Source organism: Brevundimonas sp., from assembly GCF_044239655.1.
Classification (GTDB): domain Bacteria; phylum Pseudomonadota; class Alphaproteobacteria; order Caulobacterales; family Caulobacteraceae; genus Brevundimonas.
In genome coordinates, this window is record NZ_JBIIAY010000030.1 from 1 (window position 1) to 17471 (window position 17471).

Below are 17471 nucleotides of genomic sequence, written 5' to 3' on the forward strand. Positions count from 1 at the left end.
ATCAGACACTCCTCTCCAGCTCCGAAAAGCTAGCATGGGTGTCCACTGAAACGAGGGAGGATCATAGACGTGTCTGTCAGGTTAACTTCGGCAAGTCGAAAGCCCCCGTACCCTGCCGCCAGTCAGGCAACCGCTATCGCCCATGCGGCTTCCGCATCCGCGCGAAGGCGGCGAAGTGTCGGTCTGCTGATCAGATGGCGTTGGATGTTGAAGGTGTTGTAGATCGCTGCGTGGGTGGTGAGGAATCTCTGGGCTGAGGCTTGGGATTTGAACCGCTGCTGCTGCCGCTCTCGTCGTCGGATCGGCAGATGGGAGTTCTCGATCCGATTGTTCTCCCGAAGCCGGCCCGGTCGATGCAAATGCTTCAGATCGAGCTGATCCAGAGCCTAGCCGTATGAGGCCAGCCCATCCGTCGTGATCGTCTGCGGCTCGACCGGCTGGTTGCGAAGGAGGCGCCTGAGCAGTTGCAACGCAGCCTCTGTATCCCGCCGGCTCTGGACCAGGACGTCAAGGACCTCGCCCTCGTCATCGACGGCCCGCCACAGAACCATCCGCTTGCCGCCGATGTTGCAGACGACCTCGTCCAGGTGCCAGCGCGGCGACGGCGGCCACCGCCTCTTTTTCAAACGCCGGGCGATGAGAGGTCCAAACTTGATCGTCCAGCAGCGGATGGTCTCATAGCTCACGTCCACGCCGCGGGCCGCCATCAGCTCCTCGAAGGCTCGAAAACTGAGAGTGAAACGGAAGTACAGCCACACCGCCTGACGGATGATATCGGCTGGAAAGCGGTGACGCTTGAACGAGATCGGCTTCACAAAATATCATCCCCATCAGCGGCTTAGCCGTCCTCAGTGGAGACAAGTTAGCGTTAGACTGACAGCACCTTCTGGACGGCTCAACACCTTATGAAACCATCTACAGAGTATGGGCCGGGAACGCGGGCCGATTCGGGCTCGATCATGTCCACTTGACCTCGGGGCTGAACACCTAGGCTTACTCAATCAGTGGAAATCCCGCGATCCCGACAGCACGCGCAGGTTACGGGGATGCTGCGGATGAACGAACTCGTCAGCATCCGAAAGCTGAACTGCGGTCTCATGATCGGATGACAGTCGGTTGAGCTCGGCCGACCGATCAAACAACCGATGAGCCATCAGGTGGACGACGCTTTCGGGGCTTTTCTCCACCACACCTTCTACGCCCAGGAGGCGGGCGCTCATGACGACCCGTCGATACTCCTCAAACACCGGGACCCACAAGACCAGGTTGGTGATGCCGGTTTCGTCTTCTAGGGTGATGAAGATGGCCTTGCCGTTGCCGGGCCTCTGGCGAACCAGGACGACGCCGGCGGTGCGGACTCGCGACCCGGACCGCTTAGCCTCGACCTCGGCACAGGTAACCAGGCCCTCTGCGGCGAAGACAGGGCGCAGGATCGCCATGGGGTGGGCCTTCAGCGAAAGGCGTGTGGTCTGATAGTCGGCAGCCACATGTTCGCCTAGCGCCATGCGCGGCAGATGCGAGTCGGGCTCCTCACCCAGTTCGCGTGTCGCGGCGGCGACGAACAACGGCAGGGCGTCGTCATCGGGCAGGCGGCGCGCTTCCCACATGGCCTCCCGCCGGTCCAGTCCAAGCGAGCGGAAGGCGTCGGCGTCTGCCAGCTTTCGGATCGCTGCAACCGGCAGACGCGCCCGGCGCATAAGGCCTTCGATGTTCTCAAATGGCCGGGTACGGGCCAGAACCAAGTCGTCGGCCCAATCCTCCCTGAACCCCTCGATCTGGCGTATACCCAGCCGCAGGGCCAGACCCTCGCTCTGCCCTTCGAGCGTGCAATCCCACTGGGAGTGGTTGACGTCGATGGGCCGCGCCTCGACGCCATGTTCTTGCGCGTCTCGCACAATCTGGGCCGGCGCATAGAAGCCCATGGGCTGGCTATTCAACAAGGCGCAGGCAAAGGCCGCCGGATGCCTGCATTTGATGTAGCTGGAGACATAGACCAGGCGGGCAAAGCTGGCGGCGTGGCTCTCGGGAAAGCCATAGGAGCCGAAGCCCTTGATCTGATCGAAGCAGCGCCGGGCGAAGCCGGGGTCGTAGCCGCGCTCGATCATCCGGCCGACCATGCGGTCTTCGTAGGTGTGCAGAATGCCGTCGCCCCGGAAGGTGCCCATCGCCTTGCGTAGCCCGTTGGCTTCCTTGTCGGTGAACTCTGCCGCGACCATGGCGACCTTCATCGCCTGCTCCTGAAACAGAGGCACCCCGAGAGTGCGATCCAGAACCTTCCGCAGTTCATCCGGGTCGTGAGGAGGTTCGGGGCTGGCGTAAATCACAGGTTCCTGGCCGTTACGGCGCCGCAGATAGGGGTGAACCATGTCGCCCTGGATCGGGCCCGGCCGGACAATCGCGACCTGAATTACCAGATCATAGAAGCGTCGGGGTCTCAGGCGCGGCAGCATGTTTATCTGCGCCCGGCTCTCTATTTGGAAGACGCCTATGGAGTCCCCTCGGCAGAGCATGTCGTAAACGTCAGCCTGTTCGGCCGGGACGGTCGCCAGCTCATAGTCCAGGCCCTCATGGACCCGCATCAAGTTCAGCGCCTTGCGGATACAGGTCAGCATGCCCAGTGCGAGCACATCGACCTTCATAAGGCCCAGTTCATCGACGTCGTCCTTGTCCCACTCGATGAAGGTGCGGTCGGGCATGGCCGCGTTGCCGATGGGTACCAGTTCATCCAGACGCCCGCGCGTCAGGATAAAGCCGCCGACGTGCTGGCTGAGATGGCGAGGAAAGCCCATGATCCGTCCGGCCATGTCCACTGCACGGCGGATCATGGGATTGGCAGGATCCAGCCCCGCTTCCTCAATGCGTGCGTCAGGGATTTCGGCACCCCAACTGCCCCACTGTGTCGAGGCCATTCGCGCCGTCACATCCTCCGTAAGCCCAAGCGCCTTGCCGACGTCGCGTATGGCGCTGCGCGGACGGTAGCGGATCACGGTGGCGACGATGCCTGCCCGCTCACGGCTATAGCGCTCGTAGATATACTGGATGATCTCCTCGCGACGTTCGTGTTCGAAATCGACGTCGATGTCCGGTGGTTCGTTGCGGTCGGCCGACATGAACCGCTCGAACAGCAGCTCGTTCGTCGCGGGATCGACGCTTGTGATGCCCAGGACGTAGCAGATGGCCGAGTTCGCAGCCGAGCCTCGACCCTGACACAGTATGCCCCGGTTCTCGGCCTCATTGACGATGTCATGGATGGTCAGGAAGTAGGGAGCCAGATCGCGGGCACCGACATAGGCCAGTTCCTTGTCCAGGGTCGCCCGGACCTTGGCCGGTGTACCTTGCGGGTAGCGGACGGGCAGCCGGCGCTCTACAAGCTCGCTTAGCCAGTTCTGCGGCGTGCGTCCCGGCGGAATTGGCTCTTCGGGATATTCATAGCGTAGCTGGCCCAGGTCGAAGATCGGGCGCTTCAGAAACTCCAGCGTCTCGGCCATGGCCTCCGGTGCGTCGGCAAACAATCGCGCCATCTCGTTGGGCGGCTTCAGCCAGCGCTCGCCGTTGGCAAGTAGTCGGCGGCCTGCCTGATCGATGGACACGTTCTCACGGATACAGGTCAGAACATGCTGAAGGTCGCGCTCGCCTGCGTCGGAATAAAGCACGTCGTTGGTGGCGAGGAGCGGCGTGCCGACCTGTGCAGACAGTGTCCTGAGCTGCGCGAGGCGGCGGCGATCGTCCCCGTGGCGATGCATGGCCGCGCCCAGCCAGACAGCTCCGGGGTGCGCCTCATTCAACCGCTCAAGCCACGGCTTCAAGGGCTCGGTCCTGCGATCCGGGGGTAAGACGAGCATCAGACCTTCAGGGTTCGCCAACAGATCCTCGAACCTCAACAGACAATCGCCCTTCCTGGCCCTCCGGCTCCCCAGGGTCAAAAGACGGGTAAGGTGGCCCCAGCCGATACGATCCTCGGGATAGGCCACCACATCCGGCGCGCCATCCTCGAACGCCAGTCTAGCCCCGGTCAAAAGCCGGAAGGCCAAAGCGCGTTCCTTGACCAGATCGGACAGGGCCGGATTGTTCAGAGGGTCATCGCGCCAGGCGATCTCGCCGGGAGATCCCCCGTCGCGCAACTTTTCCGGAGGCGACCACCCGTCTTCACGAAGGTGGTTGAGAGCGGTCCAGGCCCTGACCACACCCGAGACCGTATTGCGGTCAGCCAGCCCCAGACCGGCATATCCCCTCAGGACCGAGGTCAGGACCAGGGTCTTGGGATGCGACGCGCCGCGAAGGAAGGAGAAGTTGCTGGCGGCGATCAGTTCGGCGTAAGGCGGCATGCTCATGGGAACAGTCCGTGCAGATACCAACGCGGCGGTGGGGCCTCGCCAAACTGCCCGGCCCTGAATACCCAGAAGCGGCGTCCCTCGACGTCCTCGACGCGGTAGTAGTCACGCACCCGCTCCCGCCGACGCCACCATTCCCCCTCGATCCGCTCGGGGCCTTCGGCGCTCACCACACGGTGGTCCACACGGCGCCAGCGAAACCGCGCGGGCGGGCTGTCAGGTGCCAGCGCTATAACTTCGATGGGCTGTGGCGGATCGAAGATCCTCAAGGGCCTGATAGGAGTGGGCCCCGCTGTATGAGGCGTCTTGTCGGACCTGACCTGCGTCACCTGAGACGTCGGACGCCAGCGGGTGGCCCGTTCCGGCAGATGAGAGTCAACGGTCTCGATCCTCATCACGGCATCATCGCCCAACCTTGCGGCCAGACGGTCTGTGAGGTCGCCCAAGGCCTTGCTACGCGATGGCCGTTGATCGAAGGTCGTCTGTTCGGCGGAAAGCGGGTCGCTGCTGCTCACCTCCAGCCGCAGATGGTCAAAGCCAAAGCCTGGATCCAGCGCTTCACCCTCAGTGGCCATCCTTTCCCGAAACAGGCGGGCGATTATCACAGGGTCACGCGTCGGGCGAGCCGAGCGGGCCTCCACCCAGCGCACGCCGTCATCGACCCGGAATAGACGAAGCTTGAGCCGTCGCGCGCCCAGGCCGGAGCGTTCAAGCCGTCCGCAGATTTCGATCAAGAGATCGCCCAGCACGGTTTCGACGTGGGCGTCCTCTGTGATCGGCTCAAGCAACACCCGGTCCGCTGTGATGGCCGCAGACGGGCGATGAGACGTGATGCGAGCGTCCTCGACCTCAAGCAGCCTGTCCAGCTTGGTGGGCAAAGCGGCGCCGAAGCGCGCGGCGAGGGACGCACGTGGACGCTCGGCCACCTCGCCGATCGTCTTCAGGCCCGCACGCTTCAGAGCCTGGGTATCGCGTTCGGATATCTCCAGCGCCGCCACCGGCAGCGCCCGGATCGCGCGCCTCGCGCTGTCTGTTCCAAACATTCCGCCGGGGCCGAACCGGCAAAGCGCTCGCGCCGATTGGGGCGTGCCGGCCAGCGCCAGTCTGGCCGTCAGTCCAAGGCGAGCGATCCTGGCCTTCACGGCCGGACCCAAGTCCCGCTCTCCTCCAAACAGGTGCGCGCAGCCGGTCATATCAAGAATGACGCCGTGGGGGCCATCGAGCGCTGCCATGGGTGTGAACCGCCCGAAATCTTCCAACAGCCGATCCAGAAGGTGCGCATCGGCTTCTGGCTCATAAGGTTCAGCCCTGATCTCAGGCAGACGCGCGCGGGCATCTGCCAGCGTCATGCCCGGTGACAGCCCTTGCGCCAGAGCATTGGGATCTACCGCCGCGAGCCTTAGAGCGCCGCCGACCTTGTCGATGAGCACAAGGGGGGCGTCAGGCGGCCCTTCGGTTGCCCTGACCCGTTTCCTGCGCTCGGTCGGCAGAAACGGAAACCAGACTGCGAGGTGTCGACGGGGCGATGAAGGTCCGCGTCTCACGGTCCCACTCCACGATCCATTCGCCGCAAGGAGAGCCAGATTTGCTGCGCAGCAACTCGACCGCCAGAGCGGAGAGACCGGGAGCCTGTGCCTCCAATGGCATGGACGGTGCGGCGCGAACCCTCCAGCGGGTCTCGGCTGCACTGGACGCGGGTCGGGCCGCCGCCCGCACGAAAAAACCCGTGCTCCCCCCCCTTGTCGCTGCCAAGGCCAGTCTTCGGCTCGCCGTCAGTGTGAAGGCCGGACCTTCGCCCCAGGCGCTCATCAGGACGGCATCCACCGCGCCGCTGGCCAAGGCTTCCTCACTTGCCGACAAAAGATGAGCCGTGTCCCTGACCATGACCAGGACCAGCGACCGAGTTTCCAACCCCCAGTCCTCCACGCCCGGCCCATAGGGTACGCCGGCCTCCGGGAAGGCGCGGGTCTGCATGACCCAGACCATGCTTTTCGGTTTTGCACGCAGCGCCAGACCGAGAGCAAACCCGTCAGCGGCCTGCGATTGCGCTGTGTCTGCGGCAAAAATCTCATGCACGGCTTTCGTGCGAAGCCCCCCACCGAGATGGGTGTCAAGCTCTGCCATTCCCGTCGAAAATATCTCCGGGCAAGCAGAGGTGTTCAGGCATGAAAGGCCATTGGTGAGGTTCCTGATCCTGGCAATGTTGCATTTTATGTTCTGCATATGTTCTCATATGCGCTCCAACCCCGGGTCTGAGTCAAGACGGCTTCGTTAGGTCGGGCGTTCACATATGAGCGTTCTGTCCGGAGGATTCCTGACAGCGCCGCCGATCTGCGGATGTTCAACCACTCGTCGGGTACCGAGGGTTTCAACGCTGGTGGGATCCAGAGAGCCGACTGCGGATGGCGGTTGCCTTCCTCCGCGTCAGGCGTTGAAGCATGTACCGACACCCCGAGGAGTTCCGATGACCCAGCTGAAGCGCGAAGCCTGTCTGATCGACGGCCAATGGATCACCGGTGACCGCTGGATCGACGTCGATGATCCTGCGACCGGCTTGATCATCGGTCGGGTGCCGTCGCTGGGGGCCAGCGAGACCGAGCGCGCGATCGCGGCGGCCGAGCGGGCGATGAAGGGCTGGGCGGCGCGAACAGCCAAGGACCGGGCCATCGTCCTGCGACGCTATTTCGATCTGATGATGAAGCACCAGGACGCCCTGGCCGCCATCCTGACCGAAGAACAGGGCAAGCCTCTGGCCGAGGCGAAAGGCGAGATCGCCTATGCGGCCTCCTTCATCGAATGGTTCGCCGAAGAGGCCAAGCGGGTCTATGGCGACGTCATTCCGGGGCACGCGGCGGACAAGCGGATCATCGTGCTGAAACAGCCGATCGGGGTGGTGGCGGCCATCACGCCGTGGAATTTTCCCGCCGCCATGATCACGCGAAAGATCGGCCCGGCCCTGGCCGCCGGCTGTGGCGTGGTGGTCAAGCCGGCCAGCCAGACCCCGTTCACGGCCCTGGCCCTGGGCGTCCTGGCGCAGGAAGCGGGCCTGCCGGACGGGTTGCTGAACATCGTCACCGGAAGCTCGACCGAGATCGGCGGCGTCCTGACCGCCAGTCCGGTGGTGCGCAAACTGTCCTTCACCGGCTCGACCGAGGTCGGGGCCAAGCTCTATGCCCAGTCCGCGCCGACCATCAAGAAGCTGAGCCTCGAGCTCGGCGGCAACGCGCCCTTCATCGTCTTCGACGACGCCGATCTGGATGCGGCGGTCACCGGCGCGATCCAGTCCAAATTCCGGAACGCGGGCCAGACCTGCGTCTGCGCCAACCGCATCTATGTCCAGGACGCGGTCCACGATGTCTTCGTCGAGAAGCTGGCCAAGGCCACCGAGGCGCTCAAGGTCGGGCCGGGCGACCAGACCGGCGTCGAGATCGGCCCCGTCATCGACGATAAAGCCATCGCCAAGGTCGAGGCGCATATCGCGGATGCGGTCTCCAAGGGGGCCACCGTCGTCACCGGCGGCGAGCGGTCGCCGCTGGGCGGCCGGTTCTTCACCCCGACGGTGCTGTCGGGCGTCACGTCGGACATGATCGTCACCGACGAGGAGACCTTCGGCCCCCTCGCCCCCGTCATCCGCTTCACCGACGAGGCCGACGCGATTGCCCAGGCCAACGACACACCGTTCGGCCTGGCCGCCTATTTCTATGCCCGGGACCTGGGCCGGATCTTCCGCGTAGGCGAGGCGATCGAGGCCGGGATCGTGGGGGTCAACACCGGCATCATCTCCACCGAGGTCGCGCCGTTCGGCGGGGTCAAGGCCTCGGGCCTGGGTCGCGAGGGCTCGAAATACGGGATCGAGGACTATCTGGAGATCAAATACCTCTGCGTGTCCCTGTGACATTCAGGCGAAAATTGCTGCACTGCACACTCCCGGGCTTTCCGAAAGCGTCGATCTGGGGCAGTAGCAGCGCGTCGCGTGCGGGCGACCGGGCGAGCCAACGGGGGACGCCCGTTCAAAACATAAGAGAATTTCGATGAACCTGGACGCACTTTCCATCGGCAAGCACGCACCCGACGACGTCAATGTCGTGATCGAGGTGCCGATCGGCGGCGAGCCGATCAAGTACGAGATGGACAAGGCCTCGGGTGCCCTGGTGGTCGACCGGTTCCTCTATACGTCGATGCGCTATCCCGGGAACTACGGCTTCATTCCCCACACCCTGTCGGGCGACGGCGACCCCTGCGACGTGATCGTGGCCAACACCCGCGCCCTGATGCCCGGTTCGGTCATCAGCTGCCGCGTCATCGGCGTGCTGCTCATGGAGGACGAGGCGGGTCAGGACGAAAAGCTGCTGGCCGTGCCGTCGTCGTGGCTGACCGCCCGCTACGACAGCGTCAAGAACTACACCGACATGCCGGAGATCACCCTGAAGCAGATTGAGCATTTCTTCGCCCACTACAAGGACCTGGAAGGCACCAAATGGGTCAAGGTCCTCGGCTGGGACGACGCCGACAAGGCGCGCAGCCTGATCGTCGAGGGCATCGAACGCGCCAGGGCCGAAAAGGCCTGATGCTCTGACGGGGCGGCGGTCTCCCGTCGCCCCGCAAGCGTTGCAATAGGTCACCGACCGGCGTCATATGACGCATGACCGACACCCCGCCCCTGCCCGACCCGGACGTTTCCGACAGCCAGGGCAAGTCGTCACGGACCCAACGGGTCTCCGTCGAAGGCACGATCGCCACCGTCTCGGCCATCTCGGCCATGATCGTCGCGGTGGCCTCGATGTTCACGGCAGTCCAGGCCCTGGACGTGTCGCAGGCGGCGGCTCGCCAGAAGATCTTCGAGAGCCAGCTCAACGTCTGCATGGCGCTGGGCGACCTGACCTCGCGGGCGGTGACGGCCAACGAGAAGAACGGCGACTTCCGCGCCGGGCCGCTGAACCCCGATCAGGTCACGGACCTGTCGAAGGCGATGGAGGCCCAGAGCGAAATCCTGCGGCTCATGCACTCCCAGTATCTGCAGATGACCATGCTGCTGCCCGAGGACGTCTCGGCCAAGGCCTTCGCCGCCCTCACCAAACACACCGACCTCTACAACGTCATGGTCGAGGCCTATGACGCCGACGCCATGTCGCCCGAGAACGAAGCCAAGCTGGCCCAGCTGGCCGATCAGGACCAGGACCTGATGAACGAAGCCTCCGCCGCCTGCTCGACCTATGTCGCGGACAAGGCGGGGATCAGGGAGTAGGCACCTTCCCCGCACTCGCCCCTCTGGCCTTGGAAGCGGAGGCATCCGTCCGGTCACCGCCCCGATCTGCGGCTTGCGTCCCAGACAGCCGACTGAAAGGATCGGATCGGGAGACCGACGATGTTTCAACGGGCCGCAGTTGCTCTAACCGCCGTCGCCTTGATCGGGATCGTTGTTACGATCTACGCTGTAATCAGTTCTACGCCGATGTTCCCCAAGTCGCTTGGATCCGAAGTGGGTGAGTGCCCGGCGACGCGTAACTATCCGGCGCGCCGTGGTCCTGTGTTGGATGATTGGACCGCCAACTGGTACTCAAGTGAGTTGGTGCCTTTCAGCGAACAACCGATCTTTCAGGACAAGGACCGGGACAAACATGTCGTCCGACTTCTCCTCAACCGCAGTTTCGACGCCAATGTGATGGTGCGGACCGTCGAAACGGCTGACGGAAACATTCGCCTCATCGCCAAATGGATGCCGGGGAACGATGGTTGCGACAGGACGAGGACGCACTGCTCCATCGACAGGCCGCTAACAAACTCGGAGCGGGCCCGGCTCCGGACGGCGCAGAGCCAACTGCTAGGCAAAGCGTCCTATGGCTGTCACAGCGGCGTAGACGGTCAGATGTGGATCGTCGAATCCAGCGGACGCGGGAACTATGGCTTTTGGAGTGAATGGTCTCCCGAAAGTGGCGACTTGCGCGAGCTCTCGCTCGTCGTGCTGGCTCTCACGGGGTGGCCCTTGCAACACATCTAAAAGGTCCAAGCCGTCGCCAGCCTTATCGTGGCTCTCAAATCACGAGGGAAGTCCCTAAACCAACCGGCTCTGCACCACCGCCGCCTCGATGAAGCTGGCGAACAGCGGATGAGGCTTGAACGGCCGGCTCTTGAGCTCGGGATGGTACTGGACGCCGATGAACCAGGGGTGGTCGGTGCGTTCGATCGTCTCGGGCAGGACGCCGTCGGGCGACAGACCGGCGAAGATCAGACCCTTGTCCTCGATCGCTTCGCGATAGTTGATATTGACCTCATAGCGGTGGCGATGACGCTCGCTGATGGCGGTCGAACCATAGATCTCGGCAATGCGCGAACCGGCAGCCAGGGTCGAGTCATAGGCCCCCAGACGCATGGTCCCGCCCAGGTCGCCGCCCTGCTGGCGCAGCACCCGCTGGTTGCCTTGGGTCCATTCGGTCATCAGGCCGACGACGGGCTCATCCGTCGGGCCGAACTCGGTGGACGAGGCCTTGGGCAGGCCCGCCTGGTTCCGGGCCGCCTCGATCACGGCCATCTGCATGCCGAAACAGATGCCGAAATAGGGGATGTTGCGCTCGCGGGCGAAGCGCGCCGCCTCGATCTTGCCCTCGGCCCCCCGCTCGCCGAAGCCGCCGGGGACCAGCACCGCATGGGCCGACTGCAGCCGCGCCTCGCAGGCGTCGCGGTCGCCCTCGAAGGTGTCGGCCTCGACCCAGTCGATGTTGACCTTGACGTTGTTGGCCACCCCGCCGTGGTGCAGGGCCTCGATCAGGGATTTGTAGGCGTCCTTGAGCACCGTGTATTTGCCGACCACGGCGACGGTGACCTCTCCGTCCGGCTGGCGACGGCGGCGCGCGATCTCGGTCCAGCTCGACAGGTCGGGCTGGGGCGCATCGGTGATGCCGAAATGGGCCAGGACCTCGGCATCCAGCCCCTCGCGGTGATAGTCCAGCGGGACCGCATAGATGTCGTCGGAATCCATCGCCTGGATCACGCCCGAAGGCCGCACGTTGCAGAACAGGCCGATCTTGCGCTTCTCGTCCTCGGGGATGGGGAACTCACAGCGGCACAACAGGATGTCGGGCTGGATGCCGATGGAGCGCAGTTCCTTGACCGAGTGCTGCGTCGGCTTGGTCTTCATCTCGCCGGCGGTCTTGATGAAGGGCAGCAGCGTCAGGTGGACGAAGCAGGACTGGCCCCGCGGCAGGTCCTGGCCCAGCTGGCGGATGGCCTCGAAGAAGGGCAGGCCCTCGATGTCGCCGACCGTGCCGCCGATCTCGACCAGGACGAAATCCACGTCGTCGCCGTCATCGGTGAAGGCGGGGGTCAGGCAGAAGGATTTGATCTGGTCGGTGACGTGCGGGATCACCTGCACCGTCGCACCCAGATAGTCGCCGCGCCGTTCCTTCTCGATGATGGTCGAATAGATGCGGCCGGTCGTGATGTTGTCGGACTTCGCCGCCGAAACGCCGGTGAAGCGCTCGTAGTGACCCAGGTCGAGATCCGTCTCGGCCCCGTCGTCGGTCACGAAGACCTCGCCGTGCTGATAGGGGCTCATCGTGCCCGGATCGACGTTCAGATAGGGGTCGAGCTTCCTCAGACGGACCTTGTAGCCGCGCGCCTGAAGCAACGCACCGAGAGCGGCGGAGGCGAGGCCTTTTCCAAGCGAGGAAACCACGCCGCCGGTGATGAACACATAACGAGCCATGGGCGGTCACCTTAGCGGGTGATTCGGGGGGGCGCCGGGACGAACGGCGAATCCCCTGTTGAAAACCGAAACGAGCGCGGCCCTGACGGGTGCGCGCTCGCTGGAGGCGGGTATGGCGGGAGCGGCGGCGGGATGTCCCGCCGTCGTCACCCTACTGCTTCGGAGCCGGTTGGGCGGGGGTGGCGGCAGGCGGGGCCACGACCGAGGCTTCCAGGTCTTGCAGCGTCGGCGCGGCAGGCTGGGCCGGCGTCGCGGTGGCTGGAGCGGTCTGGGACGGTGTTGTCGGCTGATCGACGGCGATGGAGCCGACGGCGTCCGAATCAATGATCGACTGGTTGCCGCGATCGATGTTGCCGACGATGGTCAGGGAGATGGCGCAGATGAAGAATGCGCCCCCGAGCCACCAGGTCACGGTGCTGAGCAGATTGCCGGCTCCGCGTGCGCTCATGAAGTTCGAGGGCCCGCCGCCCATGCCCAGCGCGCCACCTTCGGAGCGTTGCAGCAGGACCACCCCGGTCAGGGCGATCGAGATCAGGATCATGACGACGAGGAGAATGGTCTGGAGCATGGCGGCTTACATATGTGGCGCTGGTCGCGCCGATCAAGCGGCGGCGTCTATCATCCCTCGACGCGCGCGGCAACGGCGACGCTCAGGCCTCAGACGGCCAGCACCACCTGGGCCAGGCGGATCGTGGACCAGGCCCCCGCCACCGCGAACGCCGCCAGAAAGGCGATCACCGCCCAGTACCGGCCCGGCGTCTCGGCCCGGGTGCCGGTCAGTCCCCGATAGCTGAACCGACCGGACCTCAGACAGAAGACCAGGGCGGCCGTCACCACCACGGTGAACAGGACAAAAAGGACGAGCTTGAGCATCACGCGGCGCGGATGATGCCGAGGAAGTCTGCGGCTTTCAGCGAGGCCCCGCCGACCAGGGCACCGCCGACCTCGACCACGGCCAGGATCTCGGCGGCGTTCGATGGCTTGACCGAACCGCCGTACAGGATCGGGGCGGTGCGACCGCCCTCCCAAAGGCGTTCGACCATGGCGGCGCGAACGGCGGCGTGAACCTCCTCGATCTGCTCCAGCGTCGGCGTCAGGCCGGTGCCTATGGCCCAGACCGGCTCATAGGCGACGGCGAAGGTCTTGCCGGACAGGGAGGTTGGCAGGGATCCCGCGACCTGGGCGCTGACGACGGCAACGGCCTCGCCGGCCCGACGCTGGTCCAGGGTCTCCCCGACACAGACGATGGGTTCCAGCCCTGCGGCCAGCGCGGCCTCGACCTTGGCGGCGACTTCGGCGTCGGTCTCGCCAAACCCGGCGCGGCGCTCGGAGTGGCCCAGGATCACCAGGGTCGCGCCGGCATCGGCCAGCATGGCGGCCGAGGTCGAACCGGTGAAGGCGCCCGAGGCCTCGGCATGGCAATCCTGACCCCCGACCTCGACGACACCGCCCGCGACGGCTTCGGCCAGACGGTGAACCAGGGTGGCGGGCGGGCACAGGGCGACACGACAGGCGGCCGGTTCGGCGGCCAGAGCCTCGGACAGGGCCCGGGCCTCGCCCAGGCTGGCTCCCAGGCCGTTCATTTTCCAGTTGCCGGCGATCAACTTCACGGATTGTTTCATGACGCCCTCATAAGGCGCCCTCCGACCGAAAGCCAAGAGGCGACAAACCGGCCAAGCTCCCGCCGCAATGGCGAGGCACCGGAGCCTTTGCGGGCTGTCCACGCCCGCAGGGCCGCTTGCCGTGCCGTCGCCCCCTGCCTATACGCCGGGGCGGCGCCCCGTCACCGGTTCCTTGGCCGCCGTCCGTCAGGTTTGTCGATGATCACTCTGTTCCGCAATTTCGCCAGGTCCAAGTTCGCCCTGATCCTGATCGCCATCGTCGGCCTGGCGGTCGTCGTCACCGGCGGGACCCAGCTGGACGTCTTCGCCAGCCTGGGCGGCAAGCACGTGATCTCGGCCGGCGACCGCAAGGTCGATCAGGCCCAGTTCCGCGCCGACTTCGACCGTCTGCGTGAAAGCCTGACCGAACGCGCCCAGCGCCCGGTCACGATCGACGACATGGTCAAGGAGAACCTGCACGTCCGTTATCTGGAGGAACAGACCCGCCAGCTCGGTTTCCTGAACTGGGCGTGGAAGGCGGGCATCCGACCCGGCAAGGAGCTGGTGGTCAAGCAGATCCGCGAGATCCCCGCCTTCTTCAACGGCGTCACCGGCCAGTTCGATGAGACGCAGTACCAGTCCAAACTGGCCGAGCAGGGCCTGACCGCCCAGCGGCTGGAACAGGAATTCCGCGACCAGTATGCCGTGAACCACTATGGCTCCGCCGCCTTCGCCGGCCTGCGCCTGCCGCGCGTCTACGGTGCGGTGCTGGCCGCCCGCGCCATGGAAAGCCGCGACGGTCGCTGGTTCGAGGTGACCCAGGCCATGGCCGGGACCGCCCCCGCCCCGACCGATGCCCAGCTCCAGGCCTTCCTGAGCGAGAACGCCGCCCAGCTGCGCCGCCCCGAGTTCCGCATGGCCTCGGTGTTGCTGTTCAACAATCCGTCCGACACCGCCGCCGCCATCCCCGAGGCCCGGATCGTCGAGCGCTTCAACTTCCGCCAGGCCGCCCTGTCGACGCCGGAGACCCGCACCTTCGTCACCCTGACCGCCCCGACCAAGGCCGCCGCCGATGCGATCGCCGCTGCTCTTCGCGCCGGCCAGACCCCGGCACAGGCCGGTCAGGCCAACGGCGGGGTCCAGCCCGCGACCTTCAACGCCACCCCGCGCGCCGCCGTCACCGATCCCGCGATCGCCGCCGCCGTCTTCGGTGCCACGGCCGGTCAGGTGACCGATGCGGTCCAGGGCCGGGTCGGCTTCACCGTCGCCCAGGTCTCGGCCGTCACGCCGGGCGCCGCCGCGACGCTGGACAGCGCCCGCGAGGCCATCATCAACGAACTGCGTACCGAGGACGCCAAGGGTGCCGTCTTCGCCCGCGTCGAGAAGTATGAAAAGGCCCGCTCCGAGGGCAAGACCCTGGATCAGGCCGCCGCCGAAATCGGTGGACGCATCATCCCCCTGCCGCCCTTCACCCAGGACGGCAAGCTGCCGGACGGCCAGCCGATGAACGCCCCGCCGCAGATCCTGCAATCGGCCTATGCCCTGTCCAAGGGTGGCGAGTCCGACGTGATCGATGCGGGTCAGGGCCAGTATTTCGTGCTGCGTCTGACCGACATCCGCCCGGCCGCCCTGCCGACCCTGGCCGACATCCGCGAGCCCCTGGCCCAGCAATGGGTGCTGCGCGAGAACGCCAAGCGCCTGGCCGCCAAGGCCGAGGAACTGGCCAGCCGCGTCCGTCAGGGCCAGGACATCGCCGCCGTCGCCGCCTCGGCCGGTGGCACCCTGATCACCCGTGCGTCGCTGCAACAGAATCCGCAGGTCCAGACTGAAATTGGTCAGGGCGTGATGGAAGGCCTGTTCGGACAGGGCAAGGGCCAGGTCTTCTCCGGCCCGGCCTCGCAGACCGCCTATGTCGTCGGCCGCGTCGATGCGATCCGCCCGGCGGTGCCCGCCCTGGCTGCCCCTGTCGCCGAGCAGGTCCGTGCCCGCATGGCCGAGCAGATGGGCAATGCCATGGTCGAGAACGCCCTGGCCGCCGGTGCCCTGCGCTCCAAGGCCAAGAGCGACACGGCCTTCGCGCTTCAGGCTCTGGGCGTCGATCCGGCCACGGCGACCACCCCCTCCTCCGCTCCGACCCCGACTCCGGCGCAGTGACACAGGCTGGGGGGGCAGACGACCGGGCGGCGTTCGCGGCGAGCCTGACGGCTGGTCGTCCGGCCGTCGTGGTCCGGCGATTGATCGACGACCTGGAAACCCCGGTCTCGGCCTATCTGAAGGTCGGGCTGGGCCGGCGGCACGCGTTCCTGCTGGAATCGGTCGAGGGCGGCGCACTGAACGGCCGTTATTCGATCATCACGCATGAGCCCGACGTCGTCTGGCGCTGTCGTGGTGGGGTCGCAGAGATCGCGCGCGGGGCTGAGGACGTCGCGGCCGACCGGTTCAGCCCCGAAGCCCTCCCCGCGCTGCAATCCCTGCGCGCCCTGATCGCTGCCACCGCCTTCGACCTGAAGGCCACGGCCTACGGCGAACTGCCCCCCATGGCGGCTGGTCTGTTCGGGGTGTTCGGCTATGACATGGTCCGGCTGCTGGAGCCGCTGGGCGAGCCCAATCCCGACCCTCTCGACCTGCCTGACGCCGTCCTGACCCGTCCGTCCCTGGTCGCGATGTTCGATTCGGTGCGGCGTGAGATCGTCATGGTCTCGACCGTCTATCCCGACGCCGGTCTCGACGCCGACGCCGCCTGGACCGCCGCCAATGCGCGGCTGGATGATTTCGAGAGCCGCCTGCGTCGCCCGCTGCTGGGCCGGATGGGCGCCGAACAGACGCCCGCTCCCGCCTTCGCCTCACCGGTGGACGGCGAGGCCTATGGCGGCATGATCGCTCGCGCCAAGGACTACATCGCCGCCGGCGACATCTTCCAGGTCGTGCTCAGCCACCGGTTCAGCGCGCCGTGGTCGGGCGACCCGTTCGCCTTCTATCGATCCCTGCGCCGCCAGAACCCCTCGCCCTATCTGTTCTTCCTCAATTTCGGCGACTTCCAGCTGGCCGGGTCCAGCCCGGAGATCCTGGTGCGGCTCAAGGACGGCGGCGTCACCATCCGTCCCCTGGCCGGCACCCGCGCGCGCGGCGCGACACCGGAAGAGGATCGCCGTCTCGAGGCCGAACTCCTGGCCGACCCCAAGGAATGCGCCGAGCATCTGATGCTGCTGGACCTCGGCCGCAACGACGTGGGCCGCGTCTCCGCCCCCGGCACGGTCAAGGTGACCGAGAGCTTCAAGGTCGAACGCTACAGCCAGGTCATGCACATCGTCTCCAATGTCGAGGGACGGTCCCACCCCGACCTGGACGCCGTCGATACCCTTCTGGCCGCCCTGCCCGCCGGCACCCTGTCGGGCGCGCCCAAGGTCCGGGCCATGGAGATCATCGACGAACTCGAAGGCGAGAAACGCGGCGTCGGCTATGGCGGCGGCGTCGGATACATCTCGGCGGGCGGCGAGGCCGACATCTGCATCGTCCTGCGCACCGCCATGTTCGCCGACGGCAAGGTCTTCGTCCAGGCCGGCGCCGGCGTCGTCGCCGACAGCGACCCCGCCGCCGAATACGCCGAAACCCTCGCCAAGGCCCGCGCCCCGATGCGCGCCGCCGAAGACGCCTGGCGCTTCGAGCTTGGGGCTGTGCTGAACGAGGGTGGCGCGGTCTAGGGACGCCTGCCTACTTTCGTCATCCTCTGCACCGATTGTTCTGATCCTTCTCCCCTTGCGGGAGAAGGTGCCCCGGAGGGGCGGATGAGGGGTCACGCGGACTTTGCAACCTGCTTCGAGTGTTCCGGCCCTCACC

The 17471-nt window shown here is 65.8% G+C and carries 13 protein-coding genes and 1 pseudogene; 6 read left to right on the forward strand and 8 right to left on the reverse strand.

The window, feature by feature from the left end; genetic code table 11:
* Window positions 1-122: 122 nt before the first annotated feature.
* The 4 genes and pseudogenes from ACILQR_RS05925 to ACILQR_RS05940 all read right to left on the reverse strand — a co-directional run bounded on the left by ACILQR_RS05925 (window position 123) and on the right by ACILQR_RS05940 (window position 6554).
* Window positions 123-815: pseudogene (locus ACILQR_RS05925) on the reverse strand (IS6 family transposase).
* A 186-nt stretch (window positions 816-1001) separates the two neighbouring features.
* Window positions 1002-4331 (reverse strand): error-prone DNA polymerase, encoded by a 3330-nt coding sequence (locus ACILQR_RS05930; protein WP_395650553.1) that lies wholly within the window; start codon window positions 4329-4331, stop codon window positions 1002-1004.
* On the reverse strand, window positions 4328-5761 hold the full coding sequence (locus ACILQR_RS05935; protein ID WP_395650554.1) for a Y-family DNA polymerase: 1434 nt from the start codon (window positions 5759-5761) through the stop codon (window positions 4328-4330). Before ACILQR_RS05935 ends, ACILQR_RS05930 begins: the two co-directional genes overlap by 4 nt.
* Window positions 5762-5771: 10 nt before the next feature.
* Window positions 5772-6554 carry an ImuA family protein gene (locus ACILQR_RS05940; protein ID WP_395650555.1) on the reverse strand — a complete coding sequence of 261 codons (783 nt, stop codon included), beginning with the start codon at window positions 6552-6554 and terminating at the stop codon, window positions 5772-5774.
* A gap of 241 nt (window positions 6555-6795) precedes the next feature.
* On the opposite strand from ACILQR_RS05940, the gene ACILQR_RS05945 reads away from it, so the two are divergent.
* The 4 genes from ACILQR_RS05945 (at window position 6796) to ACILQR_RS05960 (ending at window position 10329) form a co-directional block, all read left to right on the forward strand.
* On the forward strand, window positions 6796-8226 hold the full coding sequence (locus tag ACILQR_RS05945) for an NAD-dependent succinate-semialdehyde dehydrogenase (RefSeq protein ID WP_395650556.1): 1431 nt from the start codon (window positions 6796-6798) through the stop codon (window positions 8224-8226).
* Window positions 8227-8362: 136 nt separating this feature from the next.
* The gene (gene ppa, locus ACILQR_RS05950) at window positions 8363-8899 is read left to right on the forward strand and encodes an inorganic diphosphatase (protein ID WP_271144360.1); all 537 of its coding nucleotides are present in this window, start codon (window positions 8363-8365) and stop codon (window positions 8897-8899) included.
* A gap of 74 nt (window positions 8900-8973) precedes the next feature.
* On the forward strand, window positions 8974-9576 hold the full coding sequence (locus ACILQR_RS05955; protein WP_395650557.1) for a hypothetical protein: 603 nt from the start codon (window positions 8974-8976) through the stop codon (window positions 9574-9576).
* A gap of 120 nt (window positions 9577-9696) precedes the next feature.
* On the forward strand, window positions 9697-10329 hold the full coding sequence (locus ACILQR_RS05960) for a hypothetical protein (protein WP_395650558.1): 633 nt from the start codon (window positions 9697-9699) through the stop codon (window positions 10327-10329).
* Between the two features lie 54 nt (window positions 10330-10383).
* On the opposite strand, the gene ACILQR_RS05965 is transcribed toward ACILQR_RS05960, so the two are convergent.
* The 4 genes from ACILQR_RS05965 to tpiA all read right to left on the reverse strand — a co-directional run bounded on the left by ACILQR_RS05965 (window position 10384) and on the right by tpiA (window position 13655).
* Window positions 10384-12033: a CTP synthase gene (locus ACILQR_RS05965; protein WP_395650559.1), complete on the reverse strand. Its 1650-nt coding sequence runs from the start codon at window positions 12031-12033 to the stop codon at window positions 10384-10386.
* A gap of 151 nt (window positions 12034-12184) precedes the next feature.
* Window positions 12185-12601, reverse strand: a complete 417-nt coding sequence (secG, locus tag ACILQR_RS05970; RefSeq protein WP_395650560.1) for a preprotein translocase subunit SecG — start codon at window positions 12599-12601, stop codon at window positions 12185-12187.
* Between the two features lie 89 nt (window positions 12602-12690).
* On the reverse strand, window positions 12691-12906 hold the full coding sequence (locus ACILQR_RS05975; RefSeq protein ID WP_395650561.1) for a hypothetical protein: 216 nt from the start codon (window positions 12904-12906) through the stop codon (window positions 12691-12693).
* Window positions 12906-13655 (reverse strand): triose-phosphate isomerase, encoded by a 750-nt coding sequence (tpiA, locus tag ACILQR_RS05980; protein ID WP_395650562.1) that lies wholly within the window; start codon window positions 13653-13655, stop codon window positions 12906-12908. The genes ACILQR_RS05975 and tpiA overlap by 1 nt, the downstream gene beginning before the upstream one ends.
* Before the next feature lie 198 nt (window positions 13656-13853).
* On the opposite strand from tpiA, the gene ACILQR_RS05985 reads away from it, so the two are divergent.
* Complete coding sequence (locus ACILQR_RS05985) at window positions 13854-15788, forward strand: peptidylprolyl isomerase (RefSeq protein ID WP_395650563.1); 1935 nt, start codon at window positions 13854-13856, stop codon at window positions 15786-15788.
* The gene (gene trpE / locus ACILQR_RS05990) at window positions 15785-17335 is read left to right on the forward strand and encodes an anthranilate synthase component I (RefSeq protein ID WP_395650564.1); all 1551 of its coding nucleotides are present in this window, start codon (window positions 15785-15787) and stop codon (window positions 17333-17335) included. The genes ACILQR_RS05985 and trpE overlap by 4 nt, the downstream gene beginning before the upstream one ends.
* Window positions 17336-17471: the final 136 nt, after the last annotated feature.

What these genes read in the sequence shown, in the direction of transcription:
- ACILQR_RS05930 (WP_395650553.1), bottom strand. Translation starts at nt 4,331, where the DNA reads ATGAGCATGCCGCCTTACGCCGAACTGATCGCCGCCAGCAACTTCTCC.
- ACILQR_RS05940 (WP_395650555.1), bottom strand. Translation starts at nt 6,554, where the DNA reads ATGCAGAACATAAAATGCAACATTGCCAGGATCAGGAACCTCACCAAT.
- ACILQR_RS05945 (WP_395650556.1), top strand. Translation starts at nt 6,796, where the DNA reads ATGACCCAGCTGAAGCGCGAAGCCTGTCTGATCGACGGCCAATGGATC.
- ppa (WP_271144360.1), top strand. Translation starts at nt 8,363, where the DNA reads ATGAACCTGGACGCACTTTCCATCGGCAAGCACGCACCCGACGACGTC.
- ACILQR_RS05955 (WP_395650557.1), top strand. Translation starts at nt 8,974, where the DNA reads ATGACCGACACCCCGCCCCTGCCCGACCCGGACGTTTCCGACAGCCAG.
- ACILQR_RS05960 (WP_395650558.1), top strand. Translation starts at nt 9,697, where the DNA reads ATGTTTCAACGGGCCGCAGTTGCTCTAACCGCCGTCGCCTTGATCGGG.
- ACILQR_RS05965 (WP_395650559.1), bottom strand. Translation starts at nt 12,033, where the DNA reads ATGGCTCGTTATGTGTTCATCACCGGCGGCGTGGTTTCCTCGCTTGGA.
- secG (WP_395650560.1), bottom strand. Translation starts at nt 12,601, where the DNA reads ATGCTCCAGACCATTCTCCTCGTCGTCATGATCCTGATCTCGATCGCC.
- ACILQR_RS05975 (WP_395650561.1), bottom strand. Translation starts at nt 12,906, where the DNA reads ATGCTCAAGCTCGTCCTTTTTGTCCTGTTCACCGTGGTGGTGACGGCC.
- tpiA (WP_395650562.1), bottom strand. Translation starts at nt 13,655, where the DNA reads ATGAAACAATCCGTGAAGTTGATCGCCGGCAACTGGAAAATGAACGGC.
- ACILQR_RS05985 (WP_395650563.1), top strand. Translation starts at nt 13,854, where the DNA reads ATGATCACTCTGTTCCGCAATTTCGCCAGGTCCAAGTTCGCCCTGATC.